This window comes from Photobacterium obscurum (genome assembly GCF_026191635.1).
Lineage (GTDB): Bacteria > Pseudomonadota > Gammaproteobacteria > Enterobacterales > Vibrionaceae > Photobacterium > Photobacterium obscurum.
Genome location: NZ_JAKRRW010000039.1, coordinates 1 through 24,265, shown reverse-complemented (window position 1 = coordinate 24,265; position 24,265 = coordinate 1). Strand labels below are relative to the sequence as shown.

Sequence of the window (24,265 nt, the reverse complement as noted above, 5' to 3'; positions counted from 1 at the left end):
GCCCAACAGATTAAAGAGTGGTCGGTGAAGAGGGATTCGAACCCCCGACCCTCTGGTCCCAAACCAGATGCGCTACCAAGCTGCGCTATTCACCGACGTTGTCATCAGCAGTCTCAATGCTGAGGCCGCTTATAATACTCAGCAATTAAATTAACGCAAGTCTTAAGCCAGATTTTTTTCTATTCTGAATTTGTTTGCTCATCTAAGCAGCAAAACCAAGAAAAAACTAGCAGTTAAGTGATCTCTGGCGCACCCCAGGGAACACTTATTAAACAATCCGCCTACCATTGATCCAGATCATCGTAACAATTTCGTTTCATTGGTTATCTTGTAGCCATTATCCCACGACTTTAAGGATTTAGTATGGATTTCTGGCTAGAGCTTCTATTTGGCAATGCCATAGGCCTGTCTTCAATGATCGTGATCTTTATTACCTTGGGATTAATGTTATTTTTCGGTGGCTACTTTGTTTACAAAGTACTATCGGCACCATCTCCTCACTAGAGCCATTTAGCAAAGTAATTTGCTTGCACCAGGGTCAAAGTGTCGGTCTTGACCCTGGATTTCTTTTTCTGCCCGCATCGGAATGAAATTGGTATAATCGCTTTACCATAGTCAGATTCCGAACCACCATGTCAGATAACAATGAACTCGATCTCTTCCGTGAGATGATGGCCGATGTCGCGCCACTCAAACAAGACCAGGTTGAAACAGTTCAGAAACATCGCGTTACTGAAGCTCAACTCGCCCGTAGACTCGCAGCGCAAACACTGTCAGACAGCGATCCTGAGTACTTGTCACTCGACCATGCAACCATGCTCAAGCCCGATGACATGGTTGAGTTTAAACGTGATGGTGTGCAGGAAGGTGTTTTCCGTAAGATGCGTCTCGGTAAATATGAAATTCAGGCACGGCTTGACTTACACCGTAAGACCTTGAAACAAGCCCGCGACGAAGTGCTTACTTTCCTAAAGCAATGTCAGCGCTTGGATATTCGCACCGTAATTATCGTCCATGGCAAAGGCGAACGCTCTAATCCGCCCGCGCTGATGAAAAGTTATGTCGCCACCTGGTTGGAGCAAATTTCCGATGTCATGTGCTTCCACTCAGCATTGCGCCAACATGGTGGCAATGGCGCCCTTTACATCATGTTGAAAAAGAGCCCTGAACGTAAATTAGAAAACCGTGAAAGGCACCAGAAACGCCAAAGCTGATATTACCATGATCAAAAAAGAGGAGCCTTGGCTCCTCTTAATTATCGCTATATCCCTTATGCCAGTACCACCACCCGCAAGGCCAGCAAAATCAGAACAACACCCGATAGCCTGTCAATCAATTGTGCCTTGAGACGTAATTTGTCCAGTACCTTAGGATTAGAAAGCACGAAGGCAATTAAGGTATACCATAATCCGTCCACCAACAGCGGCGTTGCCACAATCACTGCCCGACTAGTCATTTCTGTGCCAACAGCTACAAACTGACTAAACAAAGCGATAAAGAACAAAGCCAGTTTCGGATTCAGCAGTGAAATCATCAGCCCGTCACGCGCCGCCTCTAGTAAGCTGGCTGGTTCGCCAGCCGCCAGTTTTGCTGCGACTCCCCCTTTCGAACGCAATGCGTTCACACCAAGATAAGCAAGATATGCAGCCCCAGCATAAGTAATAACCGAAAATACAGTCGGTGACTGCTGAAGCAATACAGCCAGGCCCAGCAATGTCAGCAACGCATAGAAACCAACACCACATGCATGCGCCCACGAAGTTACCACCCCATGCAACCTGCCGCCTGCAAGGCTATGTTTAGCCACCATAGCCAAGCTCGGCCCCGGTGACATAGCGCCGAGGATACTGATCATTAATAGCGAAAGCCAAATACTGAATGTCATCATTTACTCCTTAAGTTTGAACCCAAGGTAACAGCCAGCAGCCATTAGCTGAAATCAAAAGAAATCATCTTAGTTATGATTTTAAGTCATAGTAATGGAGTACATTGAGCCTCGCATCACGCTCAACACCTGCTCCCTCAGCCAACAGTGTGCCGGGTCACTATCAAACCGTGGGTGCCAGAGCAGCCAGTATTTATGCTCGGTAACAGGAATCGGTAACGGTACATAGCTAATAGAGAACAAGTGTTGCATGTTGAAAGCGATATGCTCAGGGATCACCATAAGCATATCGGTACGACAAAGCGTGTGAAAAGCGGAGGTAAAAAAGGGAACCGAAAATTGAATATTTCGCTCCAAGCCCAGCTCCGCCAGGTTCCTGTCGACAAAGCTGTCTTTATCGCCGCCACCAGACACTTTTAGATGACTGTATTGCACAAAATCATCGACACTCAGGGCTTGCTTTCCTGCCAGCGGGTGATCGCGGCGCATTACGCATACCGGATAATCCGCTCCGATCGAACTCCCACACAGGCCATCGGGGATCTGAGGAAGCATGGTAGAAACGAGCTGGATATCCAGATCTGCCAACTGATCAAGCTGATCCGGCAACCATAGCTGATAGGCAAGACTTAACTTTGGCGCCTGCTGCTGAAGCCGCTCGACAATATCAGGTAAAATATACTGCGCAACATAATCGGAAGAGGACAATACAACATTACCCTGCCAAGTCTCCGGATCAAATTCATCACTGGCAAATAGTGCCTGGCAATCCGCCAGTAACCCGCCAAGCTTTTGCTGAAGCTGCTCAGCTTTTGGGGTTGGCAGCAAGCGATTTCCATCACGCACCAACAGGGGATCATTAAACAACTCCCGTAGCTGGTTCAGCTGACGACTAACCGCAGACTGAGTAATAAACAGCCGCTCCGCCGTGCGACTAACATGGCATTCATCCAATAATACCTTGAGGGTACGAAGCAGGTTTAAATTAATATTTTGGCTCATACTACCTACTTCGTGTATTCATTCAGACGCCGCTCCTGCTCATTTGTTAAAGTATACAAGCAGTCTAGGTATCCCTGCCCCGCGCCGTTGCCAGAGCCGTAGCTAGCCTTGACAAATTGACACTGCTGCTCTCGCCATTCCCGAAACGACGACTGTGCTCGCTGAAAAGCGGCCTCTGCACCGATAGCGGCAGAACTTATCGCATCCAGCTCTGCCATATTCTTCAGCACTTTTATTTCCGTTGTCAGCAATTGCAGCTCAGCCTGCTGATAAGCCTCTTCCAGACACACTGTTAGTACCTGGTGTCCCTCTGAATGCTCGCTACATTGAGTCAGAATAGACGCCTCAACGGGTACGGAAAACAATACGAGGCCTAAGCTTAACCGAGTTAACATCACCATAACTTTCCTCCTAACGGAACGATTGGATCTGTTTTATTTCGCGATCGAGGCAAAATGGCCTTGAGTCAGAGAAAGCAGATCCTGTGGCGCGAGCTCAATTTCCAGCCCCCGGCGTCCGGCACTGACACAGATGGTTTCAAACTGTTCGGCCGAAGCATCAAGAAACGTCGGCAGGCGCTTTTTTTGCCCAAGCGGACTGATACCACCGACAATATAGCCTGTCGTTTTCTCAGCAATTTGTGGATCGGCCATATCCGCTTTCTTGCCACCTGCGGCTTTTGCCGCAGCTTTCAGATCTAACAGGCCCGCCACCGGCACAATAGCCACAGCCAGTTTCTTAGGATCACCGTTTAACGAGAATAGCAGGGTCTTAAAAACCCGGGTCGGATCTTGGCCCAGCACCTCTGCCGCTTCCAAGCCAAAGTTAGTATTGGCTGGATCATGCTCATATTGATGAACGGTGTAATCGATTTTTTTCTTCTTCGCTAAATTAATTGCAGGAGTCATTGCACTCTCGGACTGGTTTCTTCTTTCAGATCAATATATCCAACCTTCAAGTACCTTGTCACATAAAAAAGCCCCGGCACGATGCCGAGGCTTAGAGTCATAACAACATGCTCTTTCATGCACGTCAGACTAAAGGCTTACTTGTAAACCATCTCACCTTTCGGTGCGAATTTATTCACATCAATCGGGCTGTTAGTCTGCAGGTACTCTTTCAATACTTCTGCATCCACAAAACCAGTATTGACGTGACCTGGATGCTCGGCAACCTTAGGGTAACCGTCACCACCCGCGGCATTGAAGCTTGGTACCGTAAAGCGATAAGTATCAGTTAGGCTCAATGGCTTGCCACCCACCTTCACATTGCTTACCTTGCCGTTTTGAACGGTCATGGAAATACCATAAAACTGAGCGTAGGCACCTGAATCAACTGGCTTAGTTGCCACCACGTTCAGGTAGTCCATCACTTCGGCACCGCTCATGTCAGTGTAAGTCACGATATTACCAAATGGCTGAACCGTCAGAACATCTTTATAGGTAATATCGCCGCCAGCGATAGAGTCACGCACACCGCCTGAGTTCATCACCGCAAAATCCGCTTTCGCGCGTTCCATGTGGGAAGCCGCAATCAGACGTCCCAGGTTGGTCTGCTGGAAACGTACCACATTGCGGTCACCTTCCAGCTTACCGTTCGATTCGGCAATCTTGATATTCAGCTGCTCCTGGCCACGCTCCTGGTAAGGTGTCAGGAAGGCTTTCACTTCTTCGTTCTGAACTATTTCGTCCTCGATAAAGACACGCTTCTTGCTGCCATCAGCCAGCTTCACTTTCTTTTTCAGGTTAACCGGGATCAGGTCATAGCTGACCATCTGCAGTTCACCGTTCTTGAATTCAAAGTCTGCACGACCAACGTATTTACCCCACTCGTGCGCCTGTACAATCCAAGTCCCGTTTTGCTGATCAGGCTTACATTCCTCACCCGGCTTGAAGCTCTTGTTGTACATGTTGGGACCTTCCATGCAGACCGGCTCTTGCGAGTGGCCGCCTACAATCATGTCTAAGTCACCTTCATCCATATAACGCGCAAGTGCGACATCACCTGGTGCGTTCACCCCGCGGTTACCATTTTCGTAATGGCCCATATGGGTGGCAGCAATGATCACATCCGGTTTTTCTGTCTGCTCGAGCTCAGCAATCAGCTTCTTGGCTTCGGCTTTCGGATCACGGAAATCTACGCCAGCAATATATTCAGGGTTACCGATTTTCGCCGTGTCTTCCGTTGTCAGGCCAATAACCGCAATCTTGATCCCTTGCTGTTCAAAGATCTGGTACGGCTGGAACATCCGCTCGCCGGTTTCCTTGTCGTAGATGTTTGCCGACAACATAGGGAATTCAGCCCACTCCTCCTGCTTACGCAGTACTTCCAGCGGGTTATCAAACTCGTGGTTACCCAGCGCCATGGCATCGTAACCCAGCATGTTCATGCCTTTGAAATCAGGCTCGGCATCTTGTAAGTCTGACTCTGGCACACCCGTATTAATATCACCGCCAGACAGAAGCAACGCTGTACCACCTTCTGCAGCCACCTCAGCACGGATCTGGTCAAGCAACGTCTTGCGTGCCGCCATGCCGTATTCACCATGCTGGTTCTGCCAAAAACGCCCGTGGTGGTCATTGGTGTGAAGGATTGTCAATTTATATGTTTCATCTGCTTGCCAAGACGGAGCTGCACTTTCTGGCTGGCTCGCACAACCCGCTAAAGTGGCAAGTACTGCCGCCGTTAATGCTGTTTTAGCAAATAAGCGTTGCTTCATGGGGATCCCCTTAACCGTTTATATTATTTTTCGCCTAGCGACGTAGGAAGTAACCTTTAGCGACAAATTCCAAAGGCTCTATTAACGCGTTCGCCGAGCGATAACCGCTGCTACCACTCATCCCTTGAGGGTATAAGTAGCTGTTATTATTTATTTCAGTAAGCGTCAGTTTAAATTAATTGGTTACCGCTTGCGTTTTGATTTCATCAATCTGTTGTGCAGATCACTTTACAGCTCGTAAGTTTTCATAATGCTCTGATAACAGGCAACAAAAAGCCCCGCATCTGCGGGGCTTCTGAGTTCATTTTCGGTTTATTGCATGAACCGCGACTTTGGTTTTATGCAATATTGTCTTACTCATTCATCAAGCAGTAGCCAGCTGACGAGCAGGATGCTTTACAAACACCGCTACAACCGCTGCAATCGCCAGGAAGAAACAGTAATAAGAGTGGCTAACCACTTCTAATGGCGAAAGGCCAAACACCGAACCTAGCAGCAACGCCTGTGCACCATACGGCAGGATACCCTGTACAACGCAAGAGAAGATATCCAGCAAACTGGCTGAACGACGTGGTGTTACTCCATTCTCTTCTGCCAACTCTTTCGCGACACCACCCGAAACAATGATTGCTACGGTATTATTCGCAGTACAGCAGTTCGTCAGACTTACTAGCCCGGCAATTCCCAATTCGCTGGCACGCAAATTCTGGCCCTGACTATGATCTTTGCTGAACACCCGAATGATACGGCTGATCATCTGTGTCAGGTAAGCCAGGCCACCCTGCTGTCGCATCAGCTCACTGATCCCGCCAATCAGCATCGACAGCAAGAAAATTTCCTGCATGTTGCCAAAACCGGCATAAATATCCTGACCATAAGAAGACAAGCTGTATTCCGGAGTGGCAAATAAGCCAACGCTGCCAGCCAACAAAATACCGATACTCAGTACCACAAACACGTTAAGACCAGAAACAGCCAATACCAAAATAGTGATATAAGGCAATACCTTCAGCCATTCAACCTCTGAAGCGGGCGGTACCTCTGTCGGCGTACTGCTCAGCATAAACAGGACAACCGCGACAATAGCTGCCGGCAAGGCAATACGAATATTTTCACGGAACTTATCCTTCATCTGGCACCCCTGAGATCGGGTCGATGCAATCGTGGTATCCGAAATGATAGATAGGTTATCGCCAAACATCGCACCACTCAGCACCACACCTGCTGTCAGGGCGACATCCATACCAGCAGCCTGGGCAATGCCGAGGGCTACCGGAGCCACTGCAGCAATCGTCCCCATCGAGGTACCCATAGCTGTCGCAATAAAGGCTGAGATCACAAAGATACCCGGCAAAATCATGCTTGCTGGCAGCATAGATAGACCAAGGTTAACCGTGGCGTCAACACCTCCTGTCGCTTTGGCAACCGAAGCAAAAGCGCCGGCAAGCAGGTAAATCATGCACATTGCAATGATATCGCTATGGCCGACACCACGCAGAAACTGTTCGATAGCTTTGTTGAGCTTCTCTTTGCTCAACAGTAGTGCTACGACAACGGCAGGTAATGCCGCAACGGGAGCGGGTAACTGATAGAAAGCAAAGTCCACACCTTGCATTGTCAGATAGCTACCGACCCCAATGAATAACGATAGAAAAATACCCAGCGGCAACAGCGCTAACGCTGATGGGGTATTTGGAGCTGATTGTTGTGTTGTGTTCGACATGATGACTACAGGACATCTATTTTAAAATTTGCCCTAGACTAAAACTTACCCCTAGATGTGTCAACATCTAGACGTCTAAACATCTAGATGTTGAGTTAATCACCCACATTCAGACTTCCGCAATACATCGATAAAGCCAATAAAGATCATTCGCTTACAAACTTGATGAATATCTTGTCATTTAGCGATAATATATACAGTCCACCATACGATAAAATCAATAGAGCAGCTTCAATGACACTAACACTGAAACAGAAAATACTTGGCTGTGTCTTATCAGCCATCATAATTATTGCCAGTGGCTTAACCTGGCTCGCAGCCCAAGAACTTTTTTCACAAAGCCGCAGCGGTATATACGCGCGTGCCACCAGCCTAAGCAATGTAGCCACAAACGCCATTGGCTACTGGTTGCAAGAACACAAGGCCCTACTGTCTTCTGCAGCCAATACAACCGATCTAGATCAGCTTCAAGCCGTAATGATTCACGCCAAAGAAGTCGGTAAATTTAACGATGTCTTTTTTGCTGACCTAAATGGCCAGATGTTTCTTGCTGGCAGTACCACTCCACTAAGTAATTTTGACGCCCGAAGCCGCGACTGGTATCAACAGGCTATCCGAGCATCTGAAATCATCACCTCAGCGCCTTACAAGGGAGTCAGCAATGGGCAGACCATGCTAACCTTTTCGGTCCCTATTCGTATCGGCGGGCAAACACTGGGGGTCATTGGTGCCGATATCACCCTGAAGTCACTCCAAAATACAATCAATAACTATGATGTTGGGCAGAATGCCCATGCGATATTGCTGACCCAGCAAGGTAAAATCATGGCCTCTCACAATAACCAACTCACACTGCAACCGCTGACTCTTATGGCACCGGAGCTGAGCATGGCTAAGATCAATACGGCCATGGCTGAGCAAAGTATTCAAATATTTGAAGAAAATGGACGAGAAAAACTGATCTATTTCGGCGAGATTGGCGGCAGCGATTGGATCTTTGCCGTTGAGATGGATCGCCAAACCGAAGAAGCCAGTCATAACCAGCTACTCAAGAACCTGATCATTGCGGGTATTATCGGGACACTACTTGCTGTATTGCTTGTATCATTGCTGATTAATTACTTATTCCGAGACCTGGGAAAAGTCTCCGCGGCACTGGCAGACATTGCCAATGGCGAAGGCGATCTCACTCTGCGCTTGCAGCCTAACAGCAATGATGAGATCGGCCAGCTTGCCGACAACTTCAACCGCTTTGTCGATAATATGCACGGTATGATCAGCAGACTGGACAATATGTCTGGTTCACTGGCCGAGCAAGCGAGTGATACGGCCAATCATGCCGAGAAACGCAGCCACCGTATTCGACAGCAGCAAGATGAAATCAACATGGTAGCGACGGCGATTACCGAAATGGCCACTGCAACTGAGGAGATCGCTAACAACGCTGAAAACACCGCTCAGACGTCAGAGCAAACCGTCACTCACGCCCAACTCGGTGCCGAAGAGGTCGATAAGAGCCAGCATTCCATCAGTAATCTGGCTCATGAGGTTGATAACGCCACCGAAGTTATCAAGGCGCTTAATCAACATGCCCAGAATATTAATAGTATTCTTTCTACCATTCAGGATATTGCCGAGCAGACCAACCTGCTGGCGCTAAATGCCGCCATTGAAGCCGCCCGGGCTGGTGAGCAAGGGCGAGGCTTTGCCGTTGTTGCCGATGAAGTGCGGATCCTAAGTCAACGAACCCATTCATCGACCCAGGAGATCCAACAAACGATCGAAACACTGCAGCAGACCACAACCGAAGCAGTTTCGATTATGGGCGACAGCAAAATGCTGGCAGAAACCAGTGTCACCGATGCGGCCTCTGCCAGTGACAGCCTCAACCACATCACTCAGTCAGTAAACCAGATCAGTGACATGGCCACACAGATTGCTTCCGCAGCCGAAGAACAGTCCTTGGTTACTTCGGAAATCACCCGCAATACCGAAGCCGTTAGAGAAGTATCCGAGCAGCTGGCACATGAAGCTAATGATGCTACCGTTCAGGCCAGCCAACTCTCTGAACTATCGGCGCACCTGCGTGAAGAGATTGCCCGCTTCAAGTTGTGATCTAAGATAAATCAACGCGCTGAAATCGAAGCTATAAACAGTTAAGTCTGCCGCTATTGCCTCTCGCATTAGCGGCATTTTTTTGACGGCAAACCATAAAACCGTCAATAAAAACACCTTTTATTTCATTATATTAATAGTTCTATGAAGCACGTCACTTTCTCGTGCATATTGGTTAAAAAATCTATAAAATCCGCTCGACCCGAACCATTCTCCCCCGGCTTTGAGAACAAAAATGAAACTAACATTAAAGCAAAAACTCATTGGAGCCAGCTTGTCCGCGGTTGTTGCAATGGCAACCGCCCTAACTTGGCTAGCTGCCGATCAACTTTTTGACCAAACACGAAGTGGTATCTACTCCCGCGCAGACAGCCTGGCCAAGGCGGCTACGGAAGGAATTTCGGAGTGGATCTCTGTCCGTAGAGACATCGCTACCGCATTCAATGATTACAGCACTGAAGCGAATGTCGTCCCGTTTTTACAACAGGCACGTAAGGCCGGCGGTTTTGATGACATTTTCCTAGGTACACCTGCCGGTGGCATGTACCGCTCCCACCCTGAACGTAACCGCGCAGACTACGATCCTCGTACCCGTCCTTGGTACCGCGATGCCCAGAACGCAGGCAAGCAGATCGTAACAACAGCATACCGTGATGCCATCACCAATGCCCTGCTGGTCACGATTGCCGAGCCTGTGATGAAAAGCGGTACAATGGTTGGTGTTGTCGGTGCTGACGTACTGATCGATCAGTTGATCAATGATGTGATCAACCTCGATGTGGGCAGCAATGCTTATGCCATGCTAATTAACAAACAGGATAATACCTTCCTGGCTCACCCGAATGAATCGTTGCTGCTACAGCCAATTAACCGCTACAGCAGTAACGTGAGCATGGCGAGCATTGAGGCCGCAGTCCAATCTAACAGCATTGAAACGGCGACAATCGACGGTAAAGAGAAGTTGCTGTACTTTGCCAACGTCCCAGGTACCGAGTGGATCCTGGGTATCGAGATGGATCGTGCAACGGAAGAGGCCAGTCACACCAGCCTATTGCGTCAGCTGATCATCACTTCGATCATCATTACGCTGGTTGTAGTCAGCGCCGTGGCATGGCTGGTTGGTTTCCTGTTCCGTGATCTCGGCCGTGTATCCCAAGCCTTGGCAGAAATCGCGACTGGCGAAGGCGATCTGACTCAGCGCCTTGAACCACGCAGTGATGATGAAGTCGGCCAGCTTGCCCATAACTTCAACCGCTTTGTTGGCAATATGCACGGTATGGTCACTCGCCTGCAGGAAGTCTCCAGCTCCCTGACCCAGCAAGCCCATATTACGGCTTCACAGGCGGAAGAGCGTAGTACCCGTATCCAGCACCAGCAGGACGAAATCAACATGGTGGCGACCGCAATCAATGAAATGGCGGCGGCGACACAAGAAATTGCCGGTAATGCGGATAATACCGCCCGTACCTCAAGCGAAACTGTCGAAGCTTCAGAACATGGTGCGACTCAGGTTAGTCAAAGCCAGCAGTCAATCACAGGCCTTGCCACTGAAGTGGATACTGCAACGAGCGTGATCGGTGAACTGAATACCCATGCCCAGAGCATCAACACTATCCTGTCGACCATTCAGGGCATCGCTGAGCAGACCAACCTGCTGGCACTGAATGCGGCAATTGAAGCGGCTCGTGCCGGTGAGCAAGGCCGAGGCTTCGCGGTTGTTGCCGATGAAGTACGTGTGCTTAGCCAGCGTACCCACGCGTCTACACAAGAAATTCAGCAGATGATTGAAACCCTGCAGCAGACTACCGGTCGTGCCGTCGGCATTATGGAAGACAGCCGCCGTTTAGCAGAAACCAGTGTTGACGATGCTAACGCGGCCTCTGCCAGCCTGTCGCAAATCAACAACGCAGTGACGAATATCAGCGACATGGCGACACAAATTGCCTCGGCCGCTGAAGAGCAGTCTTCGGTTACTTCGGAAATCACTCGCAACAGTGAGAGTATTCGTGATGTGTCGAACGAGTTGGCGGTAGAAGCCGATGAAGCGGCGAAACAGGCAGCTGAGCTATCTCACCTGTCACACGAACTGCAGCAGGAAATCAGCCGATTTAAACTGTAAGTTACAGAAAAATTATTAACATACGCAAAAGCGGCTTTCCTCGGAAAGCCGCTTTTTTGTTATAAATGTCCCTGTCACAAGCGGTAACCAACATCAGCGATTTAGCAACCCAGATTGCCTCTGCGGCCGAAGAGCAGTCGTCGGTCACAGCGGAGAACACCCGCAACACAGAAAGCAACCGTAACGTATCTGATGAACTTGCAGCAAAAGCCGATGAAGCAGCTCAGCAAGCCGCAGAATTATCGAACTTGTCGCATGAGCTACAACAAAAAATCTATCGCTTTAAGGTATAACTGCACAACACAGTAACAAAAAGCGCCGTAGTGGATATCCACTACGGCGCTTATTTAGATCAAGGGGCTGGATTCCAAAACCTCAAGGAAGTCGAACTCACGCTCTTCCTCGGGCCCTCTTTTCCTAGAACCGCTTTATTAAATCAGATTAAATACAATCGCTGATACTGCCAGCAGTCCCATCACCAAGATAAAGATTGTACTGAATTTGCCGCGATGTGCTTTCAGCGCGTCAACCTTGTAGACCGCCAGCATCGGCATGATAAACAGGATCATTGCAATTACCGGCCCTGACAGAGCCTCCATCATGCCCAAAATGCTCGGGTTCATGATCGCCGCAAACCAGATTGCGAAAAACATAAACGCAATACCCAGCTTGTCCAGTTTCGCAGGTGCCATCTTGGTTTGCTTTTGCAGCATACCATTCAGGCTCTCACGGGCACCCATGAAGTGACCAAGGAACGATGATGATATTGCAATAAAGGCAATCAACGGGCCGAGGGCTACAATAAACGGGCTGTTGTGAATATTAGCCAAATACGACAGCACAGAGACATTTTGCGCCTTCGCTTCCAGCAGTTGCTCCGGGCTTAGGCTTAGCACACAAGAGAACACAAAAAACAGGACAAACGAGATCAGCATCACCGAGGTACGCTTGAGGATTTGCTCTGATTTCTGCACTGCTTGCTGGTTGTAATGGCGGCGCTGAGCATTGGCAAAACTAGATATGGCTGCCGCATGACTGAACGCAAATACCGTCACAGGTATTGCAAGCCATACCGTTACAGAGAAGCTACCCCATTCAGGCATTGCTGATAAGTCTGGCATTTGCCAATTTGGGATCAGGTATAACGACAGGCCAGCCAGAATTGCGGCCAATGGATATACAATCACCTCGAAGGCTTTAAGCATCACTTTTTCGCCAGCCATCATGATAGCAATCATGCCAAATACCAGCACACCTGATAGCACAATCCGCGAAGGCTCGGCCATCCCTAGTTGATTAACGATAAAGCTGTTAACCGTATTAGTCAGCCCCACACCGTAGATCAACAAAATAGGAAAAATAGACAAGAAGTACAGCAGTGAAATAAGACGACCTGCACTCGCGCCAAAATGCTCTTCAACCACATCGGTAAAATCAGCATTTGCTTTTGACGAGGACAGCACAAAACGGGCAAGCCCTCTATGGGCTAAAAACGTCATCGGGCCGGCTAATAAGGCCATGATCACCAACGACCAGAAACCACCAGCACCAATATTGATCGGTAAAAATAAAATACCGGCACCAACCGCGGTACCAAATAAACTTAGCATCCAGCTAGTATCGTGTTTACTCCAACGAGAAACCATCCCCTCAGCATAGCTTAGAGGTATATCTTGAGATAATGACACGCAACATCCTACATCTACGAAATTTTACTCGGCACGGAGTATACCGATGCCAAATAAAATACTCACAGCGAGACCGGCAAACATCACACTTTGTTTTTTGCCATCTCATAGCGAGATAGCCCAGCATTAATGTAATGAATAATGAATGTCACCAGCCAGAGGATAAAAACCAGAATAATTCACCAAATTTTCACCCACCTCATTTTTTTTAACCATAGAATATTGGTTTGATAGAGAAAGACGGCATAAATAGAGCTTTGAGCGATATATTAAATACCCAATTCACTAATTCTCTTATCAATTGGTTAGATCATTAATGGAATTGGTATAAACGATTCGATTGGACGCCCGAGTTTGCTCTCAGTAAAAAAACGGCCCGGCAGGAAGCCTGCCGGGCCGTTTCGAGTCAGAACAAATAAGACCAATAAAGGTAAGGGTTATTTGATCTCGATTGGTTCAAAGCCTTTGATCAGATCATCAAGCTGCTTGATCTGAGCCAGGAACGGCTCAAGCTTATCCAGAGGGAAAGCCGATGGGCCGTCACAACGCGCCTGATCAGGATTCGGGTGAGCTTCCATGAACAGACCGGCAATACCAGTCGCAATACCTGAACGCGCCAGATCAACCGTCTGCTCACGGCGACCACCAGAAGCCGCGCCCTGTGGATCACGGCACTGTAGCGCGTGAGTAACATCAAAGATGATTGGGCTGCCTTTTGACGCCTTCTTCATTACATCAAAGCCCAGCATATCAACAACCAGGTTATCGTAACCGTGCAGCACACCACGCTCACAAAGAATGATGTTTTCGTTACCACACTCGGCAAACTTCTCAACGATATTGCCAACCTGACCAGGACTCATGAACTGGGGTTTTTTCACGTTGATCACGGCGCCGGTTTTCGCCATCGCTTCAACCAGATCAGTCTGGCGAGCAAGGAACGCCGGTAGCTGGATCACATCAACAACATCGGCCACTGGCTGAGCCTGATACTGCTCGTGAATATCAGTGATGATCTTCACGCCGAAAGTATCTTTCAGCTCCTGGAAGATCTTCATCCCTTCTTCCATGCCCGGGCCACGGTAAGAATGAACAGAAGAACGGTTCGCTTTGTCGAATGATGCCTTGAAGACAAAAGGAATACCCAGCTTGTCTGTCACCTCAACGTACTTCTCACAGATCTGCATCGCCATATCTCGAGATTCAAGTACGTTCATACCGCCAAACAGGACAAACGGCTTATCGTTAGCAACATCGATATCACCAACTCGAACAACTTTTTGTTCCATCATATTTTCTCTTCTCATTCTGTAAGTTGACGTAATAACAGACGCTAAAGCTAATGTTATTACCTCTGAATTCATAGGGCCTGTAGACCTTTTATCGTCTTTCCTGCCGGAGGATGAATAGGCTCTAGTGTAGGGTCAGTGGCTCTTCATTAAGTGCCTTCACCTGTAGTTTTAGCAGTTCAGCCGCAGGGTCTTCAGGGCATTGCTCGATGAAATACTCATAATCCATCGCAGCAACATGGCTGCAGTCTAACTGCTGATAAATATAGCCGCGATCGCGAATTTCGTGGGGATCTCCCGGGCGAAACTCCAATGCCATATCACTGCAGCGCAGTGCATCAGCAAAGTGCTCTTCGCGCAACAGGGCGCTTTTCATTACCGTTAGCCAGCGCGCCAGAATATCGGTGTTTTCCGCTTCTTCCAGATGCTCAGCCTCAAGCTCAGTAAAAGGCCCCCGGTGGCCTTTTAACCACGCTCTCAGAGTACGTTTGCTTAGGTATTCGCCATCAAACGGGTTGATATACTGCTGCTCGCCATTGTACCAATCGACTTTGATAATAAACTGAGTCGGGAAACCCACACTGCTGACCGGCAGCTCAAGGTGTCGAGCAAGGTATAAAAATATTGCTCCAAGGCTTACCGGAATACCTTTTTTACGTTCCAGCACCTTATCCAAGAATACATTTTCTGAGGAAAAATACTGCTGATGGTCACCGTGGAATCCCCATTCCCGGTAGAACAAACGAATCAAACCTTCCAAGCGCAAGTGTGGATTCAGCTCATCCATCAAGGCATGCTCTGCCTCTTGGGCCAGTTTCTTCAACTGCAGCCTAACCCAGCCAGCAGGAAAGGCAGGATCGACTGCCGCTGTCATTTCCAGCGCGCCTTCCACTAGCGCCATCTGCTCTAATTCTTCATCAGTAAAACGTAACATGATTACCCCAGAAACGATGATTTAGTCACGGCAATATTTGCAGCCGCCATCACCCAACCTAGCGAACCGAAAAACGCAAAGGTCTTGAACACTTTGTTTTTCCCGTGTTTCAACGTGAAAAAGCCCAAAGCGATATACGCCAGCACACAACTCAATTTCTGTGTTAGCCAGCTCGCTTCTTCGGTGAACGGCATAAAGCCTGTGATAAAAATAAGTGCGATACCAGACAGCAGCAACACGGTATCCACCACATGCGGTGTGACTTTGAGAAATTTTTTCTCGGTCAACGTTGAGTTTGCCATCATCAGGCAATAACGAACCGTAAACAGCAAAACGCTTAAAGCAATTGCCAGCATGTGAAGGTGTTTAAACGCAGCGTACATATAATTCTCTCTCTATCCTTGCCAGCAGCCCATGGTTACGCGGTCCAGACCGGCATAATCCTGTGCTGTTGAGACCTGGCTATATCCCAGTTCCAGTAAAATGTTTCGTACCGCCTCGCCCTGCTCAAAGCCGTGCTCCATCAACAACCAACCACCTTGTTGCAGATATCGACGGCCCTGCTCGCTAATCACCCGAATATCGGCCAGGCCATGCTCTTCAGCAACCAAGGCCGTCTTGGGTTCAAAACGAACATCTCCCTGATCCAGGTGAGGGTCGGTTTTATCTATATAAGGGGGGTTGCTGACAATAACGGCAAAGCTGTCGTCTGCCGTCAGCGGGCTATACCAGCTGCCAGCGGTAAAGCGGGTATTGGTGATGTGCAGGTTGCGGCTATTTTCCTCAGCCAGTTGTGCAGCCTCCGGCCGCAGGTCAATCCCCGTCACGCTGATATCCGGGCGCTCCGAGGCAATCGCCAGAGCAATTGCTCCGGTCCCCGTACCTAGGTCCAGTACCGAACATGGCTGGGCAGGGATTTTATCCAATGCCAGTTCGACTAGGCGTTCAGTATCCGGACGCGGGATCAGGGTATGCGGCGCCACTTTCAGCGGCAACGACCAAAATTCACGCTCACCGACAATATACGCAACCGGCTCACCAGCCAAACGACGACGCAGTACTGCCTCAAAAGCAGCAGACTGTTCACTGTCGAGTGTTTTTTCCGGCCAGGTCAGCAAGTAGCTGCGCGGCTTGTCGAGCACGTGGCACAATAGTACTGCAGCATCTAGCTGCGGGCTGTCAGAACCCGCTTCGGCTAGTTGTTGCGCTGTCTGTTTCAACAGCGCCTCAATGCAAAGCGACATTAGTTCTGTTCTGCCATCGCTGCCAGCTGGTCGGCCTGATGTTCCTGCAAGACAGGTTGGATAAGGGTATCCATATCACCTTCCATCACTTCGTTCAGACGGTAGATTGTCAGGTTGATACGGTGATCAGACACACGCCCCTGTGGGTAGTTATAGGTGCGGATACGATCCGAACGGTCACCAGAGCCTAACAGGTTACGACGAGTGCTCGCTTCTGCTTCATGGCGTCTTTCTTCTTCAGCCTGAATAATACGTGCCGCCAGTACCGACATCGCTTTCGCTTTGTTCTTGTGCTGCGAACGCTCATCCTGACACTCAACCACAATACCAGTTGGCAGGTGAGTAATACGAATTGCCGAGTCAGTGGTGTTAACGTGCTGACCACCGGCGCCTGATGCACGGAAGGTATCAATCTTCAGATCACCGGCATTTATTTCAGGGATCTCAGCTTCTGGTACTTCAGGCAGGACAGCAACCGTACAAGCCGAGGTGTGAACACGCCCCTGCGATTCTGTTGCCGGTACTCGCTGAACGCGATGACCACCAGACTCAAACTTCAGTACACCATAAACACCTTCGCCGTTCACCTTGGCGATCATTTCTTTATAGCCACCGTGCTCGGCATCATTGGCACTCATGACTTCCACACGCCAGCCACGACTTTCAGCATATTTGCTGTACATACGGAACAGGTCACCGGCAAAGATTCCGGCTTCGTCACCACCAGCACCGGCACGAATTTCAATGAAGCAGTTACGCTCATCATTCGGGTCTTTCGGGATCAACAGAACCTGCAGCTCATCTTCCAGGCGAATGATTTCCGCTTTCGCTTCTTTCACTTCTTCCTGGGCCATTTCGCGCATTTCCGGATCATCTTCCTTCGTCATCTCTTCAGCAGCTTCGAGATCTTCTTTCGCCTGCTGATAAGCCTGGAAACACTTGGTGACTTCTTCCAGCTGAGAATACTCGCGGGAAAGCGCACGGAATTTATTCTGGTCACCGATCACATCAGGATCGCCAAGCAGGTGCTGGACTTCTTCGTAACGCTCAACCAGCGTTTCTAATTTCACTAAAATAGAAGGTTTCATAATCGACTTACGTACAATGTTCCGGTAATGACAGTACGACTGCGTACTGCCTCGAATTAATTTTTGAACGATTCCAGCCCCAGGGTTTCACGGATGACAGCCAGTTTTTCCGGCTCGCCATTATGAGCCGCCTGCTGCATCGCCCGGGTTGGCGCATGAATAAGTTTATTGGTCAGTTTATTGCTTAACTCTGCCAGCACTTTCTCGGGCTCGCTACCATTGGCAATCGCCTGCAGGCTACGGCTTAGCAACTCAGTTTTAATATCATCGGCATAGCAGCGATACTGACGAATGCTGTCTACCGCTTCCAGTGAACGTAGCCAGCTCATAAAGGCGGCACTTTCTTCGCTGACGATCGCCTCGGCCTGGATCGCCGCGACTTTGCGCTGCTCACGATTCTTTTCCACAATGCTGTGTAGATCATCAACCGTGTACAAGTAGGCATCATTTAGTTCACCGACTTCTTGCTCGATATCTCGAGGAACAGCAATATCGACCAGCAACATCGGCTGATGGCGGCGTGCTTTTATGGCTTTCTCAACCATCCCTTTGCCGATTATCGGTAACGGGCTTGCTGTCGAGCTAATCACAATATCGGCACGATGTAGATGCTCAGGGATCTCCGGCAAGCCAATCACTTCCGCCCCAAACTCCTCGGCAAGATTAGCCGCACGCTCTCTGGTTCGGTTAGCTACAATCAGCTTATTACAGCCTTGCTCGGCCAGGTGCCGCGCTACCAGTTCAATGGTTTCACCGGCTCCGACTAACAGTACGGTTGCATCTGACAACGACTCAAAAATTTGCTTGGCTAGAGTACAGGCAGCAAAGGCCACGGAAACAGCGTTGCCGCCAATATCCGTTTCGGTCCGCACCCTTTTGGCGACCGTGAATGACTTATGGAACAATTTTTCCAGCATGCCGTGAACGGCATTATAGTCACGGGAATCGGAGTAGGACTGTTTGACCTGCCCTAAAATCTGAGGCTCTCCAAGTACCAGAGAGTCGAGCCCGCACGATACACGCATCAAATGCCGGACGGCGGCTTGCTCCTCATGAAAGTATAAGCTTGGCATCAGCTCTTCAGCCGTAATGTCATGGAACTTGGTCAACCAGTCAATCAAGATACCCGGCCCGGTCTGGGTCACATCACAATAGAGCTCGGTTCGGTTGCAAGTCGAGACGATAACGCCACTGGTTACTTCCGGGTGAGCTTCTAACTGCTGCAATGCCTGTGTCAGCTTTTCCGGGGAAAACGCAACACGTTCGCGCAAATCCACAGAGGCTGTTTTATGATTTATACCTAATGCAAGCAATGTCATGGAGACGGTGTACCACTTCGCCGGTGAAAAAGATCCAGGGCGGGATTTTACTTGATGCCCCAGCGTAATTAAAGAAAACTAACGTAATCAATATGGCATTACTGACCAAATGTCAGCATTCAAAGGCCATTTATCACTACCTCGCGGGCTTTTTAATCACCGCCTAGAAGCACTCTGTAGTCGTCTATCCCCATTCGAAACAGAAGCAATTCATTGTTGAAGTTGGTATTATTGCCCAATTACCGCTATTGTTTGCGCAAACTCATCAGTTAGTTATTAATTATGCCAACAATTTCATCTGTCCGAGGATTTTTAGATTCGACACGGCGCCTAATTACTCTTTCGCTATTGTTATCTCTGCTTGCAGGTTGTGCCACCCAACCAAAAACCATTCCACAAACTGACTGGGATTCTCACCAGCAATCTCTGCAACAGCTAAGCCAATATCAGGCCAATGGAAAGTTGGGCTATAAAGGAACTCAACGCTTCGGTGCAAACCTGTTATGGCGCTCAGCCCCGCAAAATGATCACCTCTTGCTGACGAATTTCCTCGGCAAAACTTTGCTGAAGCTCGACGCCACCCCGATCCGGGCCACGCTGATCTCTCATGATGGAAAAACCCACCAGGGAACGAATGCTTCTGTGCTTATTCAGCAGCTAACCGACATTAACCTGCCCGTCGAGCAGATGCGTGACTGGTTAATTGGCCTGCCAACGGCAGCCGATACCTACCAGCTAAACAGCGAAAACCGCGTCGCCTACCTGGCCAAGCAGATTGATAACCAGCTTTGGCAACTCGATTATAACGAATATGACTACTCTGTAACCCCTGCCCTGCCCAAGCGAATGGTACTGACGCAAGGGGATGTGCGTATTACCCTCGTTATCTACGAGTGGCTAATCAACGATAACAACCGTAAATTACAATGAGCCGTTTTATGATCACCCGCACGACAAGCTGGCCTGCTCCGGCCAAACTGAATTTGTTTCTCTACATTACCGGCCGCCGCCCTGATGGTTACCACGAGCTGCAGACCCTATTTCAGTTTCTGGAACACAGTGACACCCTGACAATCACCGCCAACGAATCCGGCATTATCAATCTATCACCTGCTATCGAAGGGGTCGCAACGGAAGATAACCTGATCTATCGTGCAGCCGATGCCCTACGCAAGGCTGCAGGGATACAGGCTGGCGCAGATATCCATCTCGATAAAATTCTGCCGATGGGGGGAGGCCTCGGTGGCGGTTCATCCAATGCCGCAACCGCGCTGGTCGCCCTAAATTACCTGTGGCAAACCCAGCTCAGCGTTGATGAACTGGCTGAGATCGGCCTGAAGCTCGGCGCTGACGTGCCAGTCTTTGTCCGCGGGTTTAGCGCCTTTGCCGAGGGCGTCGGGGAAAAACTCCAGCCAGCCGAGCCACAAGAAAGATGGTATTTGGTCGCCAAACCGGATGTAAGCATCGCAACTGTCGATATTTTCACCCATCCGGAATTAACGCGTGACACCGAAAAACGTCAGTTGGATGCCCTGTTGGCGGGGGTTTACGAAAACGATTGCGAAAAAATCGTCAGAAGACTGCACCCCGAGGTTGATAAGGCGCTTTCGTGGCTGTTAGAATACGCGCCGTCAAGATTGACTGGCACTGGCGCTTGTGTGTTTGCTGAATTTAGCACTCATCAAGAAGCCATTGCAACACTGAAAAAATTACCTGACTGGCTCCAAGGATTTGTCGCAAAAGGTGTCAACACATCTCCCCTTTTGACAGCCTTGAACGCACATTCTACGGATTGTCAGTAACTACAACTTGGACGCAACCTGAGGTTTCCACCGTGCCTGATATGAAGCTGTTTGCTGGTAACGCAACACCAGAACTAGCCCAACGCATTGCTGATCGTCTTTACATTTCTCTAGGAGACGCAACAGTTAACCGTTTTTCCGACGGTGAAGTCTGTGTTCAGATTAATGAAAACGTTCGTGGTAGCGACGTATTTATCATTCAATCAACTTGTGCGCCAACCAATGACAACCTGATGGAACTGGTTGTAATGATCGATGCACTACGCCGTGCTTCTGCAGGCCGTATTACCGCTGTTATTCCTTACTTCGGTTATGCCCGCCAAGACCGCCGCGTCCGTTCTGCTCGTGTGCCAATTACTGCTAAAGTCGTTGCCGACTTCCTGTCAAACGTCGGTGTTGACCGAGTATTGACTGTTGACCTGCACGCAGAGCAAATCCAAGGCTTCTTCGACGTACCAGTAGATAACGTATTCGGTAGCCCAGTACTACTTGAAGATATCCTGGCGAAGAAACTGGAAGATCCAGTTGTTGTTTCTCCTGATATCGGTGGCGTTGTACGTGCACGTGCTATCGCAAAACTGCTTGATGACACCGATATCGCAATCATCGACAAGCGTCGTCCTCGTGCCAACGTTTCACAGGTAATGCATCTGATCGGTGACGTTGAAGGCCGTGACTGTGTGATTGTTGACGATATGATCGACACCGGCGGTACACTGTGCAAAGCAGCAGAAGCACTGAAAGAGCGTGGTGCTAAGCGTGTATTCGCTTACGCAACTCACCCGGTATTCTCAGGTAACGCCCCACAGAACATCAGAGAATCAGTAATCGACGAAGTGATCGTGACTGACTCAATCCCACTGTCTCAGGACATGGTAGACACCGGTCGTGTTTCTGTTCTGACACTGTCCGGCATGCTAGCTGAAGCAATTCGTCGCATCAGCAACGAAGAGTCTATCTCTGCGATGTTCGAGCACTAATCGCCCATATACCGAACGGTTTGTCGAACGGTTCGGCATTGCGATAGAATCCAAACGCCCCGCATCAAGCGGGGCGTTTTTCGTCCGAAGATATCAATCTTGCTCGCTTTGGTATAACATAGCGCGCGTTTTAAGCCCCCTAAGACTTGAGAGACTAGCGTGAGTAACAATATTCGACTATTAGTTGGCCTGGCAAACCCTGGTGCCGAGTATGCTAAAACCCGTCACAATGCGGGTGCATGGGTAGTAGAAGAACTGGCCCGTGTCCATAATATTAGCCTACGAGAAGAATCAAAGTACTTTGGCCAAACTGGCCGGATCCAGGCCAACGGCCATGATCTTCGCTTGTTGATCCCTTCCACGTTTATGAACCTATCAGGTAAATCCGTGGCAGCACTGGCTAACTTCTATCAGATTAAGCCAGAAGAGATCTTAGTCGCACACGATGAGTTGGACTTACCACCAGGCGTGGCCAAGTTCAAAAAGGGCGGAGGCCACGGCGGACATAACGGCCTGCGCGATATCATCAGCAAAATGGGCAATAACAAAGATTTCTACCGTCTGCGAGTTGGCATTGGCCATCCGGGCGACAAAAACAAAGTGTCCGGTTTTGTACTGGGCAAGGCGCCGGCCAAAGAGCAGGGCAATATCGATGCAGCCGTTGATGAAGCGGTTCGTTGCATGGATGTACTGCTGAAAGATGGCCTTAACAAGGCGCAAAATCGACTGCACTCATTCAAAGCAGAATAACTGCAGTCACTCTAATTTGTTCTCACTCTGTGCTTTACAATACTTGGGTAATGTAATTCGCAAAGTTGTTTCACCGAATAATCACCAAAAGGGTTTCCAACCATGGGTTTTAAATGCGGAATCGTGGGCCTGCCAAACGTAGGCAAGTCCACACTATTCAACGCCTTGACAAAAGCGGGTATCGAAGCAGCGAACTTCCCGTTCTGTACTATCGAGCCAAACACCGGCGTTGTACCTGTGCCAGATCTTCGTTTGGATGCACTGGCGGAGATTGTCAATCCTGAGCGCGTACTACCTACGACGATGGAATTCGTTGATATCGCGGGCCTCGTTGCCGGCGCATCAAAAGGTGAAGGCCTAGGTAACAAATTCCTGGCAAATATCCGTGAAACAGATGCAATCGGCCATGTTGTCCGTTGTTTCGAAAATGACAACATCGTCCACGTTGCTGGTAAGATCCACCCACTAGAAGATATCGAAGTGATCAACCTAGAGCTTGCTCTGTCTGATCTTGATACTTGTGAGCGTGCGATTCAGCGCCAGGCTAAGCGTGCCAAGGGCGGTGACAAAGACGCGAAATTCGAAATCGCGGTACTAGAAAAACTACTACCTACCCTAACGGAAGGCGGTATGGTTCGCTCTGTTGAACTGGCTAAAGAAGAAGTTGCAGCAATCAGCTACCTGAACTTCCTGACACTGAAACCAACTATGTACATCGCTAACGTAAGCGAAGATGGTTTCGAGGATAACGAATACCTAGACATGGTTCGTGAGCACGCAGCAAAAGAAAACGCGGTTGTTGTTCCTGTATGTGCGGCTATCGAATCTGAGATTGCCGAACTTGACGATGCTGATCGTGAAGAGTTCCTGGCTGATATGGGTATCGAAGAACCTGGCCTGAACCGTGTGATCCGTTCTGGCTACGAGCTGCTGGCACTGCAAACCTACTTCACTGCCGGTGTTAAAGAAGTTCGTGCATGGACTATCCCTGTTGGTGCGACAGCACCACAAGCTGCGGGCAAGATCCACACCGACTTTGAAAAAGGCTTTATTCGTGCAGAAGTTGTTGGCTATGACCACTTCATCGAATTCCAAGGTGAAAGCGGTGCCAAAGAAGCGGGTAAATGGCGTCTTGAAGGTAAAGACTACATTGTTAAAGACGGCGATGTCGTTCACTTCCGCTTCAACGTATAACGCAGTTATCGCATTACGTTAAGTATCTAGCTTTCGTTCAAATAAGCCAGCATTGTTGCTGGCTTATTTTTTACTCTCCTAGCAACGCCCCTTAATGCTGACAAGGGTCTCATTTTCCCGATTTTTCTATTGAAAAATGGTGTTCCAGCATGGCATTTACGCATTTCGCCCAAATATCAATCGAACAAACGGATTTTCGGAAGATATTAAAAAAAACTGTTGACGGTTTTTGCTGGGATGAGCATAATGCGCCCCGTTCCCAAGACAGCGGCAAGTTAAACGGCCAAGTTTAAGGGGATAAAAAATGGCTACGTAGCTCAGTTGGTTAGAGCACATCACTCATAATGATGGGGTCACAGGTTCGAATCCCGTCGTAGCCACCATCTTTCCTCTTGCAGGAATGATGTAAAACAC

22 protein-coding genes, 2 tRNA genes and 1 pseudogene are annotated in these 24,265 nt (G+C 49.1%); 11 read left to right on the top strand and 14 right to left on the bottom strand.

Annotated elements, in window-relative coordinates; translation table 11 throughout:
* Positions 1–18 precede the first annotated feature (18 nt).
* A tRNA-Pro gene (locus MD588_RS25520) sits at positions 19–95 on the bottom strand.
* Positions 96–363: 268 nt separating this feature from the next.
* On the opposite strand from MD588_RS25520, the gene MD588_RS25515 reads away from it, so the two are divergent.
* Both MD588_RS25515 and smrA read left to right on the top strand, forming a co-directional pair.
* Positions 364–504, top strand: a complete 141-nt coding sequence (locus tag MD588_RS25515) for a DUF3149 domain-containing protein (protein WP_265700759.1) — start codon at positions 364–366, stop codon at positions 502–504.
* Positions 505–632: 128 nt separating this feature from the next.
* Positions 633–1,214: a DNA endonuclease SmrA gene (gene smrA / locus MD588_RS25510; protein ID WP_265700757.1), complete on the top strand. Its 582-nt coding sequence runs from the start codon at positions 633–635 to the stop codon at positions 1,212–1,214.
* Between the two features lie 56 nt (positions 1,215–1,270).
* On the opposite strand, the gene MD588_RS25505 is transcribed toward smrA, so the two are convergent.
* The 6 genes from MD588_RS25505 to MD588_RS25480 all read right to left on the bottom strand — a co-directional run bounded on the left by MD588_RS25505 (position 1,271) and on the right by MD588_RS25480 (position 7,329).
* On the bottom strand, positions 1,271–1,885 hold the full coding sequence (locus MD588_RS25505) for a LysE family translocator (protein ID WP_265700756.1): 615 nt from the start codon (positions 1,883–1,885) through the stop codon (positions 1,271–1,273).
* A gap of 81 nt (positions 1,886–1,966) precedes the next feature.
* Positions 1,967–2,887, bottom strand: coding sequence for a LysR family transcriptional regulator (locus MD588_RS25500; RefSeq protein WP_265700755.1), 921 nt, complete (start codon positions 2,885–2,887; stop codon positions 1,967–1,969).
* A 5-nt stretch (positions 2,888–2,892) separates the two neighbouring features.
* Complete coding sequence (locus MD588_RS25495; RefSeq protein WP_265700754.1) at positions 2,893–3,288, bottom strand: lysozyme inhibitor LprI family protein; 396 nt, start codon at positions 3,286–3,288, stop codon at positions 2,893–2,895.
* Between the two features lie 33 nt (positions 3,289–3,321).
* Positions 3,322–3,795, bottom strand: coding sequence for a Cys-tRNA(Pro) deacylase (gene ybaK, locus MD588_RS25490; RefSeq protein ID WP_265700753.1), 474 nt, complete (start codon positions 3,793–3,795; stop codon positions 3,322–3,324).
* Between the two features lie 137 nt (positions 3,796–3,932).
* On the bottom strand, positions 3,933–5,606 hold the full coding sequence (gene ushA, locus MD588_RS25485) for a bifunctional UDP-sugar hydrolase/5'-nucleotidase UshA (protein WP_265700752.1): 1,674 nt from the start codon (positions 5,604–5,606) through the stop codon (positions 3,933–3,935).
* Positions 5,607–5,970: 364 nt separating this feature from the next.
* On the bottom strand, positions 5,971–7,329 hold the full coding sequence (locus MD588_RS25480; protein WP_265700751.1) for a Na+/H+ antiporter NhaC family protein: 1,359 nt from the start codon (positions 7,327–7,329) through the stop codon (positions 5,971–5,973).
* Positions 7,330–7,563: 234 nt separating this feature from the next.
* Between MD588_RS25480 and MD588_RS25475 the strand changes: the two genes are divergently transcribed.
* The 3 genes and pseudogenes from MD588_RS25475 to MD588_RS25465 form a co-directional block, all read left to right on the top strand.
* Positions 7,564–9,444 carry a methyl-accepting chemotaxis protein gene (locus MD588_RS25475; protein WP_265700750.1) on the top strand — a complete coding sequence of 627 codons (1,881 nt, stop codon included), beginning with the start codon at positions 7,564–7,566 and terminating at the stop codon, positions 9,442–9,444.
* Between the two features lie 235 nt (positions 9,445–9,679).
* Positions 9,680–11,563: a methyl-accepting chemotaxis protein gene (locus MD588_RS25470; RefSeq protein WP_265700749.1), complete on the top strand. Its 1,884-nt coding sequence runs from the start codon at positions 9,680–9,682 to the stop codon at positions 11,561–11,563.
* An 80-nt stretch (positions 11,564–11,643) separates the two neighbouring features.
* Positions 11,644–11,856, top strand: a pseudogene (locus tag MD588_RS25465) (methyl-accepting chemotaxis protein); the annotation flags it as partial.
* Positions 11,857–11,994: 138 nt separating this feature from the next.
* On the opposite strand, the gene MD588_RS25460 reads toward MD588_RS25465, so the two are convergent.
* The 7 genes from MD588_RS25460 to hemA form a co-directional block, all read right to left on the bottom strand.
* Entirely contained in the window at positions 11,995–13,209 is a 1,215-nt protein-coding gene (locus MD588_RS25460) for an aromatic amino acid transport family protein (RefSeq protein WP_265700760.1), read from the bottom strand.
* Between the two features lie 479 nt (positions 13,210–13,688).
* Positions 13,689–14,543 carry a 3-deoxy-8-phosphooctulonate synthase gene (gene kdsA / locus MD588_RS25455; protein ID WP_265700748.1) on the bottom strand — a complete coding sequence of 285 codons (855 nt, stop codon included), beginning with the start codon at positions 14,541–14,543 and terminating at the stop codon, positions 13,689–13,691.
* 121 nt (positions 14,544–14,664) lie between these two features.
* Positions 14,665–15,474 (bottom strand): SirB1 family protein, encoded by an 810-nt coding sequence (locus MD588_RS25450; RefSeq protein WP_265700747.1) that lies wholly within the window; start codon positions 15,472–15,474, stop codon positions 14,665–14,667.
* Positions 15,475–15,476: 2 nt separating this feature from the next.
* A complete protein-coding gene (locus MD588_RS25445) occupies positions 15,477–15,857 on the bottom strand; it encodes a SirB2 family protein (RefSeq protein ID WP_265700746.1) in 381 nt (126 codons plus the stop codon).
* A gap of 12 nt (positions 15,858–15,869) precedes the next feature.
* Complete coding sequence (gene prmC, locus MD588_RS25440) at positions 15,870–16,718, bottom strand: peptide chain release factor N(5)-glutamine methyltransferase (protein ID WP_265700745.1); 849 nt, start codon at positions 16,716–16,718, stop codon at positions 15,870–15,872.
* On the bottom strand, positions 16,718–17,806 hold the full coding sequence (prfA, locus tag MD588_RS25435; protein WP_265700744.1) for a peptide chain release factor 1: 1,089 nt from the start codon (positions 17,804–17,806) through the stop codon (positions 16,718–16,720). Before prfA ends, prmC begins: the two co-directional genes overlap by 1 nt.
* Before the next feature lie 56 nt (positions 17,807–17,862).
* A complete protein-coding gene (gene hemA / locus MD588_RS25430) occupies positions 17,863–19,125 on the bottom strand; it encodes a glutamyl-tRNA reductase (protein WP_265700743.1) in 1,263 nt (420 codons plus the stop codon).
* Positions 19,126–19,407: 282 nt separating this feature from the next.
* Here hemA and lolB point away from each other — a divergent pair, with 282 nt between their 5' ends.
* The 6 genes from lolB to MD588_RS25400 all read left to right on the top strand — a co-directional run bounded on the left by lolB (position 19,408) and on the right by MD588_RS25400 (position 24,234).
* Positions 19,408–20,055 (top strand): lipoprotein insertase outer membrane protein LolB, encoded by a 648-nt coding sequence (gene lolB, locus MD588_RS25425; RefSeq protein ID WP_265700742.1) that lies wholly within the window; start codon positions 19,408–19,410, stop codon positions 20,053–20,055.
* Positions 20,056–20,063: 8 nt separating this feature from the next.
* Entirely contained in the window at positions 20,064–20,927 is an 864-nt protein-coding gene (gene ispE / locus MD588_RS25420) for a 4-(cytidine 5'-diphospho)-2-C-methyl-D-erythritol kinase (RefSeq protein WP_407676618.1), read from the top strand.
* A 32-nt stretch (positions 20,928–20,959) separates the two neighbouring features.
* Positions 20,960–21,907, top strand: coding sequence for a ribose-phosphate pyrophosphokinase (locus MD588_RS25415; RefSeq protein WP_265700740.1), 948 nt, complete (start codon positions 20,960–20,962; stop codon positions 21,905–21,907).
* Between the two features lie 159 nt (positions 21,908–22,066).
* A complete protein-coding gene (pth, locus tag MD588_RS25410) occupies positions 22,067–22,657 on the top strand; it encodes an aminoacyl-tRNA hydrolase (RefSeq protein WP_075763233.1) in 591 nt (196 codons plus the stop codon).
* A 102-nt stretch (positions 22,658–22,759) separates the two neighbouring features.
* Complete coding sequence (ychF, locus tag MD588_RS25405; RefSeq protein ID WP_265700739.1) at positions 22,760–23,851, top strand: redox-regulated ATPase YchF; 1,092 nt, start codon at positions 22,760–22,762, stop codon at positions 23,849–23,851.
* 306 nt (positions 23,852–24,157) lie between these two features.
* Positions 24,158–24,234 (top strand) — tRNA-Met (locus MD588_RS25400).
* The last annotated feature ends 31 nt before the right edge of the window (positions 24,235–24,265 follow it).